General features: G+C 75.3%; 14 protein-coding genes. 9 read left to right on the top strand and 5 right to left on the bottom strand.

Annotation, left to right across the window (positions count from 1 at the left end; all coding sequences use genetic code 11):
• Window positions 1–2 precede the first annotated feature (2 nt).
• From B056_RS0105165 to B056_RS0105150, 4 genes are read left to right on the top strand one after another with little or no spacing between them, the layout of a single operon-like run.
• On the top strand, window positions 3–3,362 hold the full coding sequence (locus tag B056_RS0105165) for a DUF5691 domain-containing protein (protein WP_456095360.1): 3,360 nt from the start codon (window positions 3–5) through the stop codon (window positions 3,360–3,362).
• A complete protein-coding gene (locus B056_RS0105160) occupies window positions 3,359–4,546 on the top strand; it encodes an ATP-binding protein (protein ID WP_018500833.1) in 1,188 nt (395 codons plus the stop codon). The genes B056_RS0105165 and B056_RS0105160 overlap by 4 nt, the downstream gene beginning before the upstream one ends.
• Window positions 4,543–6,975, top strand: coding sequence for a DUF5682 family protein (locus tag B056_RS0105155; RefSeq protein ID WP_018500832.1), 2,433 nt, complete (start codon window positions 4,543–4,545; stop codon window positions 6,973–6,975). Before B056_RS0105160 ends, B056_RS0105155 begins: the two co-directional genes overlap by 4 nt.
• The gene (locus tag B056_RS0105150) at window positions 6,968–8,224 is read left to right on the top strand and encodes a VWA domain-containing protein (RefSeq protein WP_154676841.1); all 1,257 of its coding nucleotides are present in this window, start codon (window positions 6,968–6,970) and stop codon (window positions 8,222–8,224) included. The genes B056_RS0105155 and B056_RS0105150 overlap by 8 nt, the downstream gene beginning before the upstream one ends.
• Before the next feature lie 54 nt (window positions 8,225–8,278).
• Here the strand turns inward: B056_RS0105150 and B056_RS35220 are convergent, their stop codons facing one another.
• Window positions 8,279–8,512 carry a hypothetical protein gene (locus tag B056_RS35220; protein ID WP_018500830.1) on the bottom strand — a complete coding sequence of 78 codons (234 nt, stop codon included), beginning with the start codon at window positions 8,510–8,512 and terminating at the stop codon, window positions 8,279–8,281.
• Between the two features lie 42 nt (window positions 8,513–8,554).
• Here B056_RS35220 and B056_RS0105140 point away from each other — a divergent pair, with 42 nt between their 5' ends.
• A complete protein-coding gene (locus tag B056_RS0105140) occupies window positions 8,555–9,316 on the top strand; it encodes a hypothetical protein (RefSeq protein ID WP_018500829.1) in 762 nt (253 codons plus the stop codon).
• 65 nt (window positions 9,317–9,381) lie between these two features.
• Here B056_RS0105140 and B056_RS0105135 read toward each other — a convergent pair whose 3' ends face one another.
• Window positions 9,382–9,813 (bottom strand): nitroreductase/quinone reductase family protein, encoded by a 432-nt coding sequence (locus B056_RS0105135; protein ID WP_026239350.1) that lies wholly within the window; start codon window positions 9,811–9,813, stop codon window positions 9,382–9,384.
• 318 nt (window positions 9,814–10,131) lie between these two features.
• Between B056_RS0105135 and B056_RS0105130 the strand changes: the two genes are divergently transcribed.
• On the top strand, window positions 10,132–10,833 hold the full coding sequence (locus tag B056_RS0105130) for a TNT domain-containing protein (protein ID WP_018500827.1): 702 nt from the start codon (window positions 10,132–10,134) through the stop codon (window positions 10,831–10,833).
• A gap of 48 nt (window positions 10,834–10,881) precedes the next feature.
• Here the strand turns inward: B056_RS0105130 and B056_RS0105125 are convergent, their stop codons facing one another.
• Both B056_RS0105125 and B056_RS0105120 read right to left on the bottom strand, forming a co-directional pair.
• A complete protein-coding gene (locus B056_RS0105125; protein WP_230202824.1) occupies window positions 10,882–11,244 on the bottom strand; it encodes a VOC family protein in 363 nt (120 codons plus the stop codon).
• A gap of 69 nt (window positions 11,245–11,313) precedes the next feature.
• Complete coding sequence (locus B056_RS0105120) at window positions 11,314–12,552, bottom strand: aminotransferase class I/II-fold pyridoxal phosphate-dependent enzyme (protein WP_018500825.1); 1,239 nt, start codon at window positions 12,550–12,552, stop codon at window positions 11,314–11,316.
• A gap of 148 nt (window positions 12,553–12,700) precedes the next feature.
• Here B056_RS0105120 and B056_RS0105115 point away from each other — a divergent pair, with 148 nt between their 5' ends.
• From B056_RS0105115 to B056_RS0105105, 3 genes are all read left to right on the top strand, one after another.
• Window positions 12,701–13,108, top strand: coding sequence for a YciI family protein (locus B056_RS0105115; RefSeq protein ID WP_026239348.1), 408 nt, complete (start codon window positions 12,701–12,703; stop codon window positions 13,106–13,108).
• 89 nt (window positions 13,109–13,197) lie between these two features.
• A complete protein-coding gene (locus tag B056_RS0105110) occupies window positions 13,198–14,343 on the top strand; it encodes an RNA polymerase sigma factor (RefSeq protein WP_020572314.1) in 1,146 nt (381 codons plus the stop codon).
• A gap of 53 nt (window positions 14,344–14,396) precedes the next feature.
• Window positions 14,397–15,299 carry an LLM class flavin-dependent oxidoreductase gene (locus tag B056_RS0105105; protein WP_018500822.1) on the top strand — a complete coding sequence of 301 codons (903 nt, stop codon included), beginning with the start codon at window positions 14,397–14,399 and terminating at the stop codon, window positions 15,297–15,299.
• A gap of 131 nt (window positions 15,300–15,430) precedes the next feature.
• On the opposite strand, the gene B056_RS0105100 is transcribed toward B056_RS0105105, so the two are convergent.
• Window positions 15,431–15,790: amidohydrolase family protein (locus B056_RS0105100; protein WP_026239347.1), on the bottom strand; the 360-nt coding region annotated here is incomplete at its 5' end.

Genomic DNA, 15,790 nt, shown 5'->3' with positions numbered 1-15,790 from the left:
TGATGCTCTCCTCACTTAGGGTCAATAAGTGGGCTCTTTTAATTTTTATCCGTTTGCCTTCATTTGTCGATGATGGTGAGCTCCAGGGCTTGAAAAGGCCTGGATGTCACCGTCGACGTCGCCGTGCCTTCGAACGCCGGTTCGAAGGTGGATGTGCGGGTCCCGGCCGCGAAACGGAACTGTCGGACCCCGCCGGCAGAATCGCCGTCGTGTCGAACACCACCAGGCCCCCCGTCGAGCGCGGGCAGGCGCTCGCCCTGGCGCCGGACCAGGCGTCCGTGAAAGCGGGTGAGAGGCTCGCGGTCGCCGGGTCCTGGCCGCTGGCGGGCGGCGACGCCGAGGCGCTGTGGGGCGAGTGCCGGGGCAGCGGGAAGTCGCCCTACCGGGTTGTCGTGGCGCTCGCGGATCATGCCTCGAAGTGCTCGTGCCCGAGCCGGAAGTTCCCCTGCAAGCACGCTCTCGGCCTGATGCTGCTCGCCGCGGCCGGCGAAGTGGCGGGTGCCGGCGGCGTGGCGGGTGCCGGCGGCGTGGCCGGTGCCGGCGGTGGGNGNCCGCCGTGGGCCGCGGAATGGCTCGACCGGCGGGCGGCGCGCTTCGTCGCGGCGGCGAGCGCGGGCCCGCGGGCCGCCACCGGGCCCGAGGCCGAGCGCTCCGCGGCGGGGGCGGCCCGGCGCGAGGCTAGCCGGGCGGCCAAGGTCGACGCCGGCGTCGCGGAGCTGGCCCGCTGGCTGTCCGACCTGGCGGGGGAGGGGCTCGGAGCCGCCCAGGCCAGGCCGGCCGACTGGTGGCTGGCGCCCGCCGCCCGCATGGTCGACGCGCAGGCACCCGGCCTCGCCGAGATGATCCGCGAGGCCGCGGAGATCGCCGGTTCGGCGGCCCGGCGACCCGACTGGCCGGCCCGGCTGGTCGACCGCCTCGGGCTGCTGCACCTGCTGTGCGAGGGGTGGGCCCGCCGCGCCGACCTGCCCGCCGACGTCGTGGCGGTCCTGCGCGACCGGATCGGTTTCACCGTCCCCGTGACCACCGTGCTCGCCGGCGAGCACGTCGTGGGTGACGTCGACGTCCTGGGGGCGCGCGAGTTCGGCGCGGGGCGGGCGCGGGGGCGCCGGCAGTGGTTACGCCTGGTCGAGTCGGGGCGGCTGGTGGTGCTCGTCGACTTCGCGGTGAACGGCCAGGGGATGCCCCCGCCACTGCCCGCGGGGTCGCGGGTCAGGGCTGATCTGGCGTCGTATCCCGGGCGCCACCCGGCGCGGGTGGCGCCCGGCGCGCCGGTCGGCGTCGCGGATGTCGTCGGCCTCGTCGGCACCGATCTCTTCGCCGCCACCTGGCGGGCCGCGCTGGCCGGCGTCGCGTCGACCCTGGCGGCCGACCCGTTCGCGGACGTCGCCGCGCTGACCGTCCGCGGTGTCACGGTGCTGCCGCCGGGCACCGGGGCCGGTCCGCTGCCCAGGAGCGGTCCGTGGCTGCTGCGGGATTCCGCCGGCGAGGCGCTGCCGCTCGCGGACGAGGCCGTGGCGCGGTGGGGCTGGCACCTGCTCGCGGCCGGCGGGGGAGCCGGCCTCGACGTGGTGGCCGAATGGGACTCGTTCGCCCTGACCCCTTTGGCCGCCACGCCGTCGCGCACCACCCGGGCGGAAGCCGGGTCCGGACCGGCCGCGGAGGCCGGGCGGGCCGCGGCGGCAGACCAGGCCGCGGCGGCCGCCGCGCCGGTGACCCCGGTGCCGACACCGGGGTGGGCGGACCTCGTCGACGGCGCGGTGATCGGGGTGGGCCGCCGCGCGGCGCCGGTGCCTCCCGGGCTGCCCGACCCCGGCGGGCGTCCGGGAGAGCCGGAGCGTCTGCTCCGGGTCGCGGCGCTGGCCGCGGTGGCCCGGCGGGCCGGCCAACTGGCCGGCGCCGCCGCCGCGGCCCCCGCGCCGGCTCCCGCCGCGGCCGACGAGTACCCACCGTGCCCGCCGGGCGCGGTCGTGCCCGTGCCGACCGAGGCGGGCGCCGCCGAGACGGCCGAGCTGACGGAATGGCTGGACCTGCTGGCCGAGGGAGGCTGGCGCCCGCCGGACACCCTGCTTCCCGCGCTGGTCGAGCTCGGCCGGCGCTCGACCGAGCTGCGCCCCCGCCTGCTGCGGGCCCTCGGCCCGCGCGGCCGCTGGTTCGCCGCGCTCCACCCGGACGCCGGCTGGGTGACCCACGTCGGCGTCGCGGACTGGCCGGTCGCGAACGCGCAGCAGCGCCGGTCGCTCATCGCCGCGCTGCGGCACACCGACCCGGCCGCCGCCGCCGGGCTGCTGCGCGGCGGCGGCGAGGCTCCCTTCACCCCGTTCCGCCGGGCCGGCGGGGCCGAGCGCCTCGCCTTCGTGCAGGCGCTGCGCACCGGGCTCGGCCCATACGACGAGGAGCTGCTGGAGGCGGCCCTGGACGACCGGCGCTCCGACGTGCGCGAGGCGGTGGTCCAGGCCCTGCTGGAACTTCCCGGCACCCGTTTCGCGGCGCGGGCCGCCGCCCGCACCGAGCGGGCCTTCACGGTGCATCGCGGCACCCTGCGCGTGCACCCGCCGGCGGTGCTCACCGACGAGATGGCGCGGGACGGTGTCTCGCCTGACGGGCCGTCCCGCGCCGGATCGCAGGCCGACGGGCCGGCCCGGATGCTGCTCGCGGAGATCGCCCGGGTGGACCCGCGGCTGTGGCCGGAACGGACCGGCCTGTCCCCGCAGAAGTTCCTGAGCGCCAGGGCGATCTGGGAGCCCGCGCCGAGCTTCCCCGCGCTGACCCTGGCGCCCTACCTCGTCGGCCCGGTCGTCCGGCACCGTGACCCGGAATGGGTCCTCGCGCTGATCCCGAAGGTCGAGCCGCGCTCGCAGGCGGTGCTGATCGGCTGCCTGCCCGATCCCGACCGGCTGCGCGCGTTCGACCTCGCCCTGAGCGGGACCGGCCATGCCACGCGGCGCCGGGACCTGCTCCTCGGCAGGTCCGGCGGCCACGGCCTCGGCCCCACCGCCCTCGGCCCCACCGCCCTGGGGAACCTCATCACGCTCCTCGCCGGGATACCCGGGCCCTGGTCGGCGGAGTTCACCCGGGCGGCCGGGCCCGCCATCACGGCCGTCGTCACCGCACCGGTCGACGAACCGGGCTCCGATCCCCAGCAGCGGGCAACGGCCCGCACGCTGCACGCCCGGGTGCGGGCGCTGCTCGCCAACCTCGCCTGGCGGCTGGAGCCGTACGCCGGCATCCCCGACCTGGACCCGTCCACCATGCCGGCCGAGACGGTGGCCGGCTACCAGCGCCTCGCGGCCGGGCTCGCCCGGCGGCGAGCCCGCCGCGACACCCTGCTCTCCCGTTCGAGCTCGAGGAAAGGCCCGTCATGACGACATGGACCCAGCCGCCCGCCGGGATCGCGCCCGAGGCCACCGCCGTCCCGCCGCGGCCGGTCGGCGCCGCCCCGCGGGGCTCCGGCGACCAGCTGCTGCGCCCACACGCGGAGCAGGCGTTCGCCGACGAGCTGGCGGCACTCGCCGCGACCGACCGGCGCCGCCGGCCGCCGTCCTGGCGGCTCTCGCCCTGGGCCGTCGTCACCTACGTCCTCGGCGGCACGCTGGAGGACGGCACGGTCGTCACGCCGAAGTACATCGGCTCCCGGCGGCTCGTCGAGGTCGCCGTGGCCACCCTGGCGACCGACCGGGCGCTGCTGCTCCTCGGCAGCCCGGGCACGGCGAAGTCGTGGCTGTCCGAGCACCTCGCCGCCGCGATCTCCGGCGACTCGACCCTGGTGGTGCAGGGCACGGCCGGCACGTCCGAGGACGCCGTCCGCTACGGCTGGAACTACGCGCGGCTCATCGCCGAGGGGCCGTCCCGGGCCGCGATGGTGCCCTCGCCGGTGATGCGGGCGATGGCCGGGGGCTCGCTCGCCCGGATCGAGGAGCTCACCCGGATGGGCGCCGAGGTGCAGGACGCGCTGATCACCGTCCTGTCGGAGAAGACGCTGCCCGTCGCGGAGCTCGCCGGCGAGGTGCAGGCCGTCGCGGGTTTCAACATCATCGCGACCGCCAACGACCGGGACCGGGGTGTCAACGAGATGTCCTCGGCGCTGCGCCGGCGATTCAACACCGTCGTGCTGCCGCTGCCGGCCACGGAGGACGTCGAGGTCGAGATCGTCAGCCGCCGCGTCGCCCAGCTGGGCCGCGCCCTGGACCTGCCGGCCGAGCCGCCGGCGGGCGCCGAGGTCCGCCGGGTCGTACAGATCTTCCGGGAGCTGCGCTCCGGGGTCACCACGGACGGCCGCACCACGGTGCGGACCCCGTCGTCGACCCTGTCCACCGCCGAGGCGATCAGCGTGATCACGGGCGGACTGACCCTGGCCGCGCACTTCGGCGACGGCAGGCTGGCGGCCGAGGACGTCGCCGCCGGGCTCGTCGGGGCTGTGGTCAAAGATCCCTCGACCGACCCCGTGGTCTGGCGGGAGTACCTCGAGGGCGTCATGCGGGACCGCGCCGGCTGGAAGGACCTGTACCAGGCCTGCTGGGAACTCGACACGGAGGCGCGTGGCCAGTGAGTGTCACCGTCCTGGGGATCCGCCACCACGGGCCGGGCTCCGCGCGGGCCGTCGAGGCGGCGCTCGCCGAGCTCGACCCGGACCTCGTCCTCGTCGAGGGCCCGGCGGAGGGCGACGCCGCCCTCGCGCACACCGGCTCGCTCACCCCGCCGGTCGCGCTGACGGTCTACGCCCGGGACGAGCCGCGCGACGCCGCCTTCTGGCCCTTCGCCGAGTTCTCCCCGGAGTGGCGGGCGCTGCTGCACGGCGCCGCCACGGGTGTCCCGGTGCGCTTCATGGACCTGCCCTTCGGGCTCTCCCTGGCGCTGCGCCGTCAGGAACAGGCCGAGGCCGAGGCTGAGGCCGCCACCACAGACGCCGCCACCACCGGTGCCGACACCGACACCGACACCACTGACACCGACACACCCGCGTACCTGATCGAGGACGATCCGCTCGGCTGGCTGGCGCGGGCGGCCGGGCACGACGACCCGGAGCGCTTCTGGGAGGACCTCGTCGAGCACCGCCGGCTCGCCAGGGTCGCCGCGGGTGAACCGGCCCGCGACGGCGCCCTCGCCCTGTTCGCCGCGGTCGCCGACGCGATGGCGGGGCTGCGCGACGAGGCGGGCCCGAGCGACCCGACGTCCCCCGCGAGGGCGGAGCACCGGCGGCGGGAGGAGATGCGCGAGGCGCACATGCGTCTGGAGATCCGCCGGGCCGGCTCGGGGCCGGCCGCGGCCACCCGGATCGCCGTCGTCTGCGGCGCCTGGCACGTGCCGGCGCTGACCGGGGCGCTCGGGCGGACGTCAGCCACCGCCGACCAGCGCACGCTGCGCGGCGTGCGGGCGGTGCGCACCGACACGACGTGGGTGCCGTGGACGCACGCGCGCCTCGCCGCGGAGTCCGGCTACGGCGCCGGGGTGGCCTCACCCGGCTGGTACCACCATCTGTGGACCGCGCGGGACCAGGTCACGACCCGCTGGGTGACCCGGGTGGCGGGGCTGCTGCGCGCCGCCGACCTGCCCGCGTCCTCCGCGTCGGTGATCGAGACCGTCCGGCTCGCCGAGGCACTCGCCGCCGTGCGCGAACGGGCCGTCCCCGGGCTGACCGAGCTGAACGACGCCGTGCTCGCCGGTCTGTGCGGGGGTGACCAGGTGCCGCTGGCGGTGGTGCGCGAGCAGCTCGTCGTCGGGCGGGTGCTCGGCGCCGTCGGCGCGGACGTCCCGACCGTGCCGCTCGCCGCCGACCTCGCGCGCCTGCAGCGCCGGCTGCGGCTGCGGCCCGCCGCCGACGACCAGAGGGTCCGGCTGGACCTGCGCAAGGACGTCGACCGGGAGCGCGGCCAGCTGCTGCGCCGGCTGCGCCTGCTGGACGTCCCGTGGGGGACACCCGCGGCGACGTCGGGCACCGGGACCTTCGCCGAGGCGTGGACGCTGCGCTGGGAGCCGGAGTTCTCCGTCGCGGTGGTCGCCGCCGCCCGGTACGGCTCGACGGTCGCCGACGCGGCCACCGCCGTCATCGCCGAGCGCACACGGGCCGCCGCGGACCTGCCGGCCGTCACCGCCCTGCTCGAGGCCGCGGTGCTCGCCGGGCTGCCCGCGGCGATGGCGGTCGTCGCGGCCGGGCTGGAACGCCGCGCCGCCGGCACCGGCGACGTCGCCCACCTGATGGCGGCGCTCGCCCCGCTGGCCCGCATCCACCGGTACGGCGACGTGCGCGCGACCGACACGACGGGCGTCACCGCCCTCGCCGTGAGCCTCATGGTGCGGATCTGCGCCGGGCTCCCGCCGGCCTGCGTGAGCCTCGGCGACGACGCCGCGGACGCGATGGCCAATGCCATCGACAGCGCCGACGGTGCGTTCCGGCTGATCGCCGACCCGGGGCACGTCGAGCGCTGGCACGACGCCGTCCGCGCGGCCGCCGACGTCCACGGCGCCGACAGCCTGGTCAACGGCAGGTGCGTCCGGATCCTCGCGGACGCCGGTGACCTCGACCAGGTCGAGGTGGCCCGCCGCCTCGACCGGGCGCTGTCCGCGGCGGGCGTCGCGCCGGCCGCCGCCGCCCGCTGGCTGGAGGGGTTCCTCGGCTCCACCGGATCGGTGCTGGCCAGGGACCCGCGGCTGCTCGGCCTGGTCGACGCCTGGCTGGCCTCGCTCACCGCCGGCGGGTTCACCGCGGTCCTGGCCCCGCTGCGGCGGGTGTTCGCGGCCTTCACCGCACCGGAACGCCGCATGATCGCCGAACGGGCCCGGTCGGGGCTGCCGCGGCCCGGCGGCGGCACCGCGGGGGAATCCACCGGCCCGGCGACACCCACGAACGATCCGGCGGCCGGCGGCCCGGCGGTGGGCGATCCGGCGGCGTGGGACACCGAGCGGGTCACGCTCGTCCTGCCCGTCGTCGCGGCGCTGCTCGCCATCCCCGGTCCGGAAAGGACGGCCCCCCATGACTGAGCGCACTCCGGTGGTCGACGAGGCCGGCCCCGTCGGCACCGGCCCCACCGACGCCGGCCCCACCGACGCCGACGCCGACGACGCGGAGCGGCTGCGGCGCTGGCGCCTGGTGCTGGGCGCGCCGGCCGCACCCGCCCTGGACGGGCGGATCTCCCTGACGGGCCCCGACGGGGAGATCGACGCCGCGCTCGGCGCCCTCTACGACGCGGACGCCGCGGGTGAAGGTGGCCGGCGGCGCTCGGGCGGGCTGGGCGCGTCGGCGCCGTCGGTGGCCCGCTGGCTGGGGGACATCCGGACCTACTTCCCGACCTCGGTCGTGCGGGTGCTGCAACGCGACGCGGTGGCCCGGCTGGGGCTCGGTCAGCTCCTGCTCGAACCGGAGCTGCTCGCGGCCGCGGAACCGGACGTCCACCTCGTCGGGACGCTGCTCTCGCTGCGCTCGGCGCTGCCCGAGCGCACCCGGGAGACCGCCCGCGTGGTGGTCCGGCGCGTCGTCGAGGACATCGAGCGGCGGCTGGAGCAGTCGCTGCGCAGCGCCGTGCTGGGCGCGGTCGACCGGACGTCGCGCACCCGCACGCCCCGCCTGCCCGACGTCGACTGGGATCGCACCATCCTGGCGAACCTGCGCAACTACCAGCCCGAGCAGCGCACCGTGATCGTCGATCGGCTCGTCGGCCACACCCGGGCGCGGCGCACCGCCGCCCTGCGGGACGTCATCCTGCTCATCGACCAGTCCGGGTCGATGGCGTCGTCCGTCGTCTACGCGGGCGTGCTCGGCGCGTCACTGGCGACGCTGCGGGCGGTGTCCACCCGGGTGATCGTCTTCGACACCTCGGTGGTGGACCTGACCGACCAGCTCGACGACCCCGTCGACCTGCTGTTCGGCGTCCGGCTCGGCGGCGGGACCGACATCGACCGCGCCGTCGGCTACGGCGCCTCGCTCGTCACCCGGCCCACCGACACGGTCCTCGTGCTGATCAGCGACCTGATCGAGGGCGGTGACCAGTCGTCGCTGGTGGCCCGGCTGCGTGCGCTCGTCGACGCCGGGGTGTGCGTCGTCGTCCTGCTCGCCCTGTCCGACGACGGGACCCCCGCCTACGACCACCGGCTCGCCGCGACCTGTGCCGAACTCGGGGCGCCCGCGTTCGCCTGCACCCCGGACAGGTTCCCCGAGCTGCTGGCCACGGCGCTGCGCCGCGACGACGTCGGCCGCTGGGCCTCCGTTCAGGGGCTGGTCCGCCCTACCTGACGGCGCGCCGGTGCCGCGGCGCCGGGGGGTAGGGCGCCGGCACCGGCGCCACGGTCAGGACGCCGGCGGGGGATCGGTCGCCGGAGGCGCCCCGGGTGCGCCACCGGACGCCTCCGTGTGCCGCTCGAGGAGCCGGGCGCGGACCTCGTCCGGGGTGTAGGCGCGGCGGGTCCGCTCGGAACGGGCCAGCACGGCGCCGCCGGCGGCCACCCCGACGACACCGGCCAGCCCCAGCACCTTCCACCATCGGCCCGCGCCCGATCCGAAGCCGGGCTTCCACCTCTGCATCCGTCCAGGCTACGGACGGCCGTGACCTCTACGCTGGGAGACATGGGCGGACCTCCGCTGACCCTCGACCAGGCGGTGGAACTCAGCCGCACCGGCGACTTGTGGATCTTCCGTGGCCGCAGCCCCGCCGACCGGGCGATCCAGCTGACGACGAACAGCCCGGTGAACCACGTCGGGATGGCCGTCGGCCTCGACGACCTGCCGCCGCTGATGTGGCACGCGGAGCTCGGCCGGTCGCTGCGTGACGTCTGGTCCGGCGGCCACCACCGCGGGGTGCAGCTGCACGACCTGCGCGAGGCCGTCGTCGTGTGGGGCGCGCGGTACGGCCAGCGGGCCTGGCTGCGCCAGCTCGAGCCGACCGTGGGCCGTGCGGCGGAGGACGCCGTCCTGCGCACGGTGGCCCGGCTGGACGGCACCCCGTTCCCGTCGACGGCCCGGCTCGCCACCCGGTGGCTGGGGGGCCGTCTGCCGGCCCCGCGGACGTTCCGGCGCCGGCGGCCCCGAACCGGCCCGGATTCCGGTGCCGGCCCGGATTCCGGTGCCGGTCCGGATTCCGGTGCCGGTCCGGATTCCGGGCTGGAGTCCGCCTACTGCGCCGAGGTCGTCGCGCTCACCTACGAGGCGATGGGGCTGCTGGCGCCGGGGCGCCGGCCGAACTGGTACGATCCGGGCCGGTTCTGGAGCGGCGACGACCTGCCGCTCGTCGGCGGTCACCGCCTCGGAGTCGAGATCGCCGTCGAGCTGCCGGCCCCACCGGGCTCCCCGGCCCCACCGGGCTCCCCGGCCCCACCGGGCTCAAGGTGAACATCCCGGCCGCCCCGAAGCCCGTGGCGGGCCGCCACGGGCTTCCCGCGGCCCGGACCGGTCGGTCAGGAACCGTCGGCGGGGACGAGCTCGACGACGGGGATGACCCGGGACGTCGCCTCCTGGAGGATCTCGAACTGCGGGTACCGCCGCGCCTGGCGGGCGTACATCGAGCTGCGCTCGGCACCGTGCAGCTCGGTGGCCGTGACCTTGAGGACCTGGCCGTCGACCTCGATCGTGGCGTTCGGGTTCGCCCGCAGCTGTTCCATCCAGTGCGGGTCCTCATCGGCGCCGTCGTTGGCCGCGAACACGAAGTAGCGGCCGCGGTCGGCGAGGAAGTTCAGCGGGCTCACGTGCGGTGACCCGTCGGCCGCCGGACCGCTGTCCAACAGCAGCAGGGTGGCGCCCTCGAACCTCCCGGCGGGCCGGCCGCCGTTGGCCCGGAACTCCTCGATGAACTCCTTGATCTCCTGAGCGCTGTACATCTTCCTGCTCATCGTCCCGCTTCCCTCTCGTTGTGCCAGGGCCCGGGCACCTGCCTGTCGTGCCCGGAGCCTGAAGCCGCGCCGACTCCGCGCGAAGCACTCTGATTACGTCCCGGGCCCGGCCGGCCACTGTGCGACGTCCTTCACGCGACGTGAGCCACGTGGCATCCGGCCGGTCGACCTACCCGTCCGAAGGTGACGACACGCGACGCAGTGCTCCAGTCCGGCCCCGCGCTCCAGGTGAAGATCAGCTAATTACCGTCCGAAGTCGCCGCATCAGGCGCAGGACTTCGGGAGGAAAAGGTGCGTTTCCGCAGGACACTTGTCTCGTTGGCGGCCGGAGGAGTTCTTTGCTCCGCGGCGGCCCCGGCCGTCGCCGCCGGCGCGATCTCACCGCCGAAGATCCAGCCCTTCGACGAATGTTCGGCGGCGGACTACCAGAACGATCCCCGGCTGGGGCCGGCGAAGCTTCCGTTCTTCGGCGAGGTCGGCGGGGAGGTCGACGACTACTCGCGGACCGGCGGCCACTCGACCGACCAGTTCCTGGGCACCTGGTGGGATCCGTCCGCCGGTTTCTCGCCGTTCCCGGCCATACCGGGGAACTGGGTCTTCCCGCCGGCGGACGGCTATTTCATCAACCAGGACGGCTCGCCGATCAGAACCGAGGTGTCGCTGCTGCCGGGCCAGCAGATCGACCGCTTCGGTCTGCCCCGCGGCAGCTTCCTCTCACCGCGGGGAACGGACTACGAGAACCGGTCGATCCCGCCGTCCAACCTTGACGACACCGCCGATCCGGGTGACTGCAACTACCACGTCTATCAGGTGGTCCGGGAGTTCCGGGTGTTCGCCGGGGCGATCCGCCCGTGGTTCGACCAGCCTGGCAACGGCCTGCAGTACCAGGTCGTGTGCTCGCTCGTCCCGGGGGCGGCGTTCCCGCCGCTGTGCAACCAGACGACCGGGAACCTGCAGGTCCAGTACCTGCTCGACAACAACTATCTCGTCGAGGTGCCCACCGGCGACCGGATCGTCTGACCTGCCGGCCTCCCACGGCGAATCGTGCTCGGCCGGCGGGTCCGTGTTCTACCGGCCGAGCATCGCCTCCAGCGCGATGTTGTCCACGTCGCGGAAGGCGAGAATCCAGCCGAACGGCTGCTCCTGGGTCGGGGTGAAAGTGGCGCCAGCCCTGGTCAGCCGCTCCTCGAGGTCTTCGAGATCGGTCCTGTCCTCGACGGAGAAGGACAGATGGTCGAGGCCGGGCCGGGTCTCGTCGAACGGCTCCGCGCCGCCGCCGTCGTGTTCACGCAGCACGACGCTCAGGCCGCCGGGGAGAACGCCGTGGGCGAAGGAGGTGGTTTCACCACGGCCTCGCACCAGCTCCTTCCAGCCGAGGATCTCGGCGTACCAGCCGCAGCTGCTGTCCAGATCCCGCACTGTCAGGCTCACATGCGACACACCGCTCAGCGGCATTTCCGTCCTCCAGGTCTCGGGTAGTCGTGACTGTAGGGAAAATCGTCACCGGGTGCCGTCGGATACCGGGGGCGCGTCGGGTCCGGTGGTGAGCGTGGCGACGAACGCGGCGACGAGCCGGTCCCGCCGGGGCGCGGGGAGCTCCGGGTAGGCAGGCAGGAACACCAGGCCGTTCAGAACCCGCCGGGCACCCGGCGGGGCGGGTTCGACGGCGCCGATCTGGCTGGTGGTCGGTGCCGCGTCGACGCCCGCCGTCCGCAACGCCTCGACCACGCGGGCCGCGTCGTCCACGACGACGGGGAACAGCCAGTAGGTGTGGTGTTCCGCGGCGCCGCCGGGACGGAACACCACCGGTGGCAACGCGGCGGCGAGCGTCTCGCCGGCGGCGGTACGCCGGCGCAGCCGGTCCGTGGGGAACCGGGCGAGGCGTCGGGTCACCGTGCGGGCGAGCGCGGGGCAGGGCCGGCGCTGCAGCCAGCCGGTGAACCCCGGTTCGTCCCGTGGCACCCGCGAGCGCAGGAGCGCCTGCGGGTCCCGCCGCCGCGCACCGCCGAAGAGCAGGCCGTAGGGCAGTGGACGGGACAGCGCCAGCGCGGCGACGCAGACGAGGGCCCGCCTGGCGTACTCGCGCCGCGACTGCTCGGGCCACTGTTCCTGCCGGGCCCGCATGTCGGCGGCGAGGTCACGCGGGCGGATCCAGGCCACGGCGCCGCCGAGCGCGGTGGCCGTCTTGAGCAGGCCGAAGCTGAACAGGGACACGTCGGCGCGCGGGTCACCGCGGTCGTCGGGCCCCTGGATCGACTGGGCGCAGTCCTCGATGAGCAGCAGGTCGTGCGCGCGGGCGGCCCGGGCGGCGGCGTCGAGGCTGGAGCGCGCGCCGAACAGGTGGGTGACGACGAGCGCGCGGGTCCGCTCGGTGATCGCCGCGTCGAGCGCCGCCGGGTCGATGTCGAGCGTGCGTGGATCGATGTCGACCGGGACGGGGCGCAGGCCGTGCAGCCGGATGATCCGGGCCATGTCCGGATGGGTGACGGCGGAGATCGCGACATCGCTGCCCGTCGGCAGGCGCGCGGCACTGAGCAGCAGGTGGAACGCGGACCGCACGGACAGGCACAGCAGCCCGTCAGCCCGGTCGGTCTCGGCGCCCGGGTCCGCGCCCGCGTCTGGCCGCGGGCCCGTGCCCGGGCGCCGGGACGGTGCGCCGCGCCGCCTGACCCCGGCGGCCAGCGCGTACAACGCCCCGGCCACGGTGCAGTCGATGCGGTGCGTGGGGAAGAGGTTCACAGGTAGTACTTACCAGGACAAATGGGTCAGCTGAGAAAGTTCGGACGACTCGAAAAAACTCGGCCGGCGATGTCGAGAACCCGTGGCTGGCTCCGTCCCCGGGATGAACGCGACCACAATGGCTCGCACCAGCATGGAGGAGAGCACGATGGCCAAGTACCTGCTGCTCAAGCACTACCGCGGTGCCCCGGCTTCGGCCAACGACGTGTCCATGGACCAGTGGACGCCGGAGGAGATCTCGGCCCACATCCAGTACATGAACGACTTCGCGGCCCGGTTGGAGGGGACCGGCGAGTTCGTCGACGGCCAGGCGCTCGCCCCCGAGGGGATGTGGGTCCGGTATGACGGCGAGGGCCGTCCGCCGGTCACCGACGGCCCGTTCGCCGAGACCAAGGACCTCATCGCCGGCTGGATGGTGATCGACGTCGACAGCCAGGAACGCGCCGTCGAGCTGGCCGGGGAGCTGTCGGCCGCCCCCGGGGCCGGTGGGAAGCCGATCCACGAGTGGCTGGAGGTACGCCCGTTCCTGACCGCGCCGCCCACCATCACGGAGTGACCGCCAAGGTGGACCGTTCCGAAGGGACCTCCGGGGTGGACTGTCCCGAAGGGACCTCCGGGGTGGACTGTCCCGAAGGGACCTCCGGGGTGGACGAGGTCCTGCTCCGGAGCCTCACGCCGGGCGTGCTCGGGATCCTCGTCCGCCGCGGAGCCGACTTCGCGGCGGCCGAGGACGCCGTGCAGGACGCGCTGGTCGAGGCGGTCCGGGTCTGGCCGGCCGACCCGCCGCGGGATCCGAAGGGCTGGCTGGTGACCGTGGCCTGGCGCCGGTTCCTCGACGCGGCCCGGGCGGACGCCGCCCGCCGCCGCCGTGAGGACCTCGTTGACACCGAGCCGGCGCCCGGCCCCGCGCCCGCGGTCGACGACACACTCCAGCTCTACTTCCTGTGCGCCCATCCGTCGCTGACACCGTCGTCCGCGGTCGCGCTCACCCTGCGGGCCGTCGGCGGGCTGACCACCCGCCAGATCGCCCAGGCCTACCTGGTGCCGGAGGCGACCATGGCGCAGCGCGTCAGCCGGGCCAAGCGCACCGTCTCCGCCGTGCGGTTCGACCAGCCCGGCGACGTCGCCACCGTGCTGCGCGTCCTCTACCTGGTCTTCAACGAGGGCTACTCCGGGGACCTCGACCTCGCCGCCGAGGCCATCCGGCTCACCCGGCAGCTCGCGGCCGTGATCGACCACCCCGAGGTGGCGGGGCTGCTCGCCCTCATGCTGCTCCACCACGCCCGGCGCGCCGCCCGGACCGCGCCCGACGGCAGCCTGGTCCCGCTCGCCGAGCAGGACCGCGGCCGGTGGGACACCCGGTCGATCGCCGAGGGTGTCGGCATCCTCCAGCGGGCCCTCTCCCGTGACCGGCTGGGTGAGTTCCAGGCCCAGGCCGCCATCGCGGCACTGCACGCGGACGCGCCCACCACCGCGGAGACCGACTGGGTGCAGATCGTCGAGTGGTACGACGAGCTGGTGCGGCTGACCGACAGCCCGGTCGTCCGGCTCAACCGGGCGGTCGCCGTCGGCGAGGCGGACGGGCCGCGCGCCGGCCTGGCGGCGCTCGCGGCGCTGGACGCCGCACTGCCCCGCCATACCGCGGTGGCGGCGTACCTGCACGAACGTGACGGCGACCTGGCGACCGCGGCGCGGCTTTACGCCGAGGCGGCCCGGAAGGCACCCAACCTCGCCGAACGCGAACACCTGACCCGCCAGGCCGCCCGGCTCAACACCCACCGGTGCCGCTGACCGGCTGTGGGAACACCGCTCGCGGGCGGTCCGGCCCGATGTAGCCTCCCCCCGTGCGTTCCGGCGTCTGCGTGCCCAACATCGGGGAGTTCGTCGATCCGCGTCGGGTCGCGGACCTGGCGCGGCGGGCGGAGAACGCCGGGTGGGACGGTTTCTTCGCCTGGGACCACGTGGTCTTCCCCTACGGGCCGGCGCTGGAGGTGGCCGATCCCTGGGTGCTGCTGACCGCGGTGGCGCTGGCGACCGAGCGGATCCGGTTCGGTCCGCTGGTCACGCCGGTGGCGCGGCGGCGTCCCGGGTCGCTGGCCCGGCAGACCACGTCGTTGGACCGGCTCTCCGGGGGGCGGCTGGTGTTCGGCGCGGGGCTCGGCTGGACGCTGCCGGCGGAGTACGGCACCTGGGGTGAGCCGGTCGAGCCCCGGGAGGTCGCGCTGCGGCTGGACGAGGGCCTGGCCGTGCTGGCGGGGCTCTGGTCGGGGGAGCGGGTGGACTTTCGCGGCGAGTACCTGACCGCCACCGACGTGACGTTCCGGCCCACGCCGGCGCAGCGGCCACGGCCGCCGGTGTGGGTCGGCTGCAACTGGCCGAACCGGCTCCCGCTGCGCCGCGCGGCCCGGTGGGACGGCGTCGCGCCGATGATCGTCAACCCGCGGGACGGTTCCGCGGAACCGACCGCCGCCGCGGTGGCCCAGATCGTCGCCACCGTCGGCGAGTACCGGGCCGCCGGCGACTACCGGGCCGGCGCCGAGTGCCGGGTCGGCGGGGAGCGGCCCGGCGGCGCGGAGTTCGACGTCGTGATCACCGGCCGGACCGGGCCGGACGAGCCGGCGGCGGCCCGGGAGACGGTCGAGTCGATCGCGGCGGCCGGCGCGACCTGGTGGCTGGAGGGCTTCCGCCCGGCGCCGGGGGAGTACGACGCCGCCCTGCGCAGGATCGAGGCGGGCCCACCGGTCTGACCGAACCCGGGGACCACCGGGCGGTGGTCCCCGGGCGTCGGACGGCAGGCGGCCGGTATCCGGGATCCGGCCGGCACGGAGCCGGTCGGCCGGATCCCGGCCGGGCCTCGGACCTCAGCCGCGGTAGGGCCTCAGACGCGGTAGAGCTTGGTGGCGTTCTCGCCCATGACCTTGCGCTGCGTCTCCGGACGCAGCGAGCCGACCTGCTCGGCGACCATCTCGAGCGGGTTCGGGTGCAGGCTCGTCGGGTGCGGGAAGTCGGTCTCGAACATGATGTTGTCCTCGCCGACGGTGTCGACGAGGTGCTGGAGGTCGCCGCGGCCCTTCTCGAACCAGAAGGTCGCGTACCAGTTCGAGGCGAAGTACTCCGACGGCAGCTTCTGCAGCTTGTGGAAGTACTCCGGCGCGTTCTCCTCGAGCTCGTAGTCCATCGCCTCGAGCATGAAGGGGATCCAGCCGATGCCGCTCTCGACCGAGACCATCTTCAGGTT

Origin of the sequence: Parafrankia discariae (assembly GCF_000373365.1) — a bacterium.
GTDB lineage: Bacteria > Actinomycetota > Actinomycetes > Frankiales > Frankiaceae > Parafrankia > Parafrankia discariae.
The sequence above is the reverse complement of the archived record's forward strand: the minus strand, read 5'-3'. Positions and strand labels throughout refer to the sequence as shown.

Bases quoted from the DNA above. Each gene is read 5' to 3' on its own strand.
- B056_RS0105160 (WP_018500833.1), top strand. From the start codon at position 3,359: ATGACGACATGGACCCAGCCGCCCGCCGGGATCGCGCCCGAGGCCACC.
- B056_RS0105150 (WP_154676841.1), top strand. From the start codon at position 6,968: ATGACTGAGCGCACTCCGGTGGTCGACGAGGCCGGCCCCGTCGGCACC.
- B056_RS35220 (WP_018500830.1), bottom strand. From the start codon at position 8,512: ATGCAGAGGTGGAAGCCCGGCTTCGGATCGGGCGCGGGCCGATGGTGG.
- B056_RS0105140 (WP_018500829.1), top strand. From the start codon at position 8,555: ATGGGCGGACCTCCGCTGACCCTCGACCAGGCGGTGGAACTCAGCCGC.
- B056_RS0105135 (WP_026239350.1), bottom strand. From the start codon at position 9,813: ATGAGCAGGAAGATGTACAGCGCTCAGGAGATCAAGGAGTTCATCGAG.
- B056_RS0105115 (WP_026239348.1), top strand. From the start codon at position 12,701: ATGGCCAAGTACCTGCTGCTCAAGCACTACCGCGGTGCCCCGGCTTCG.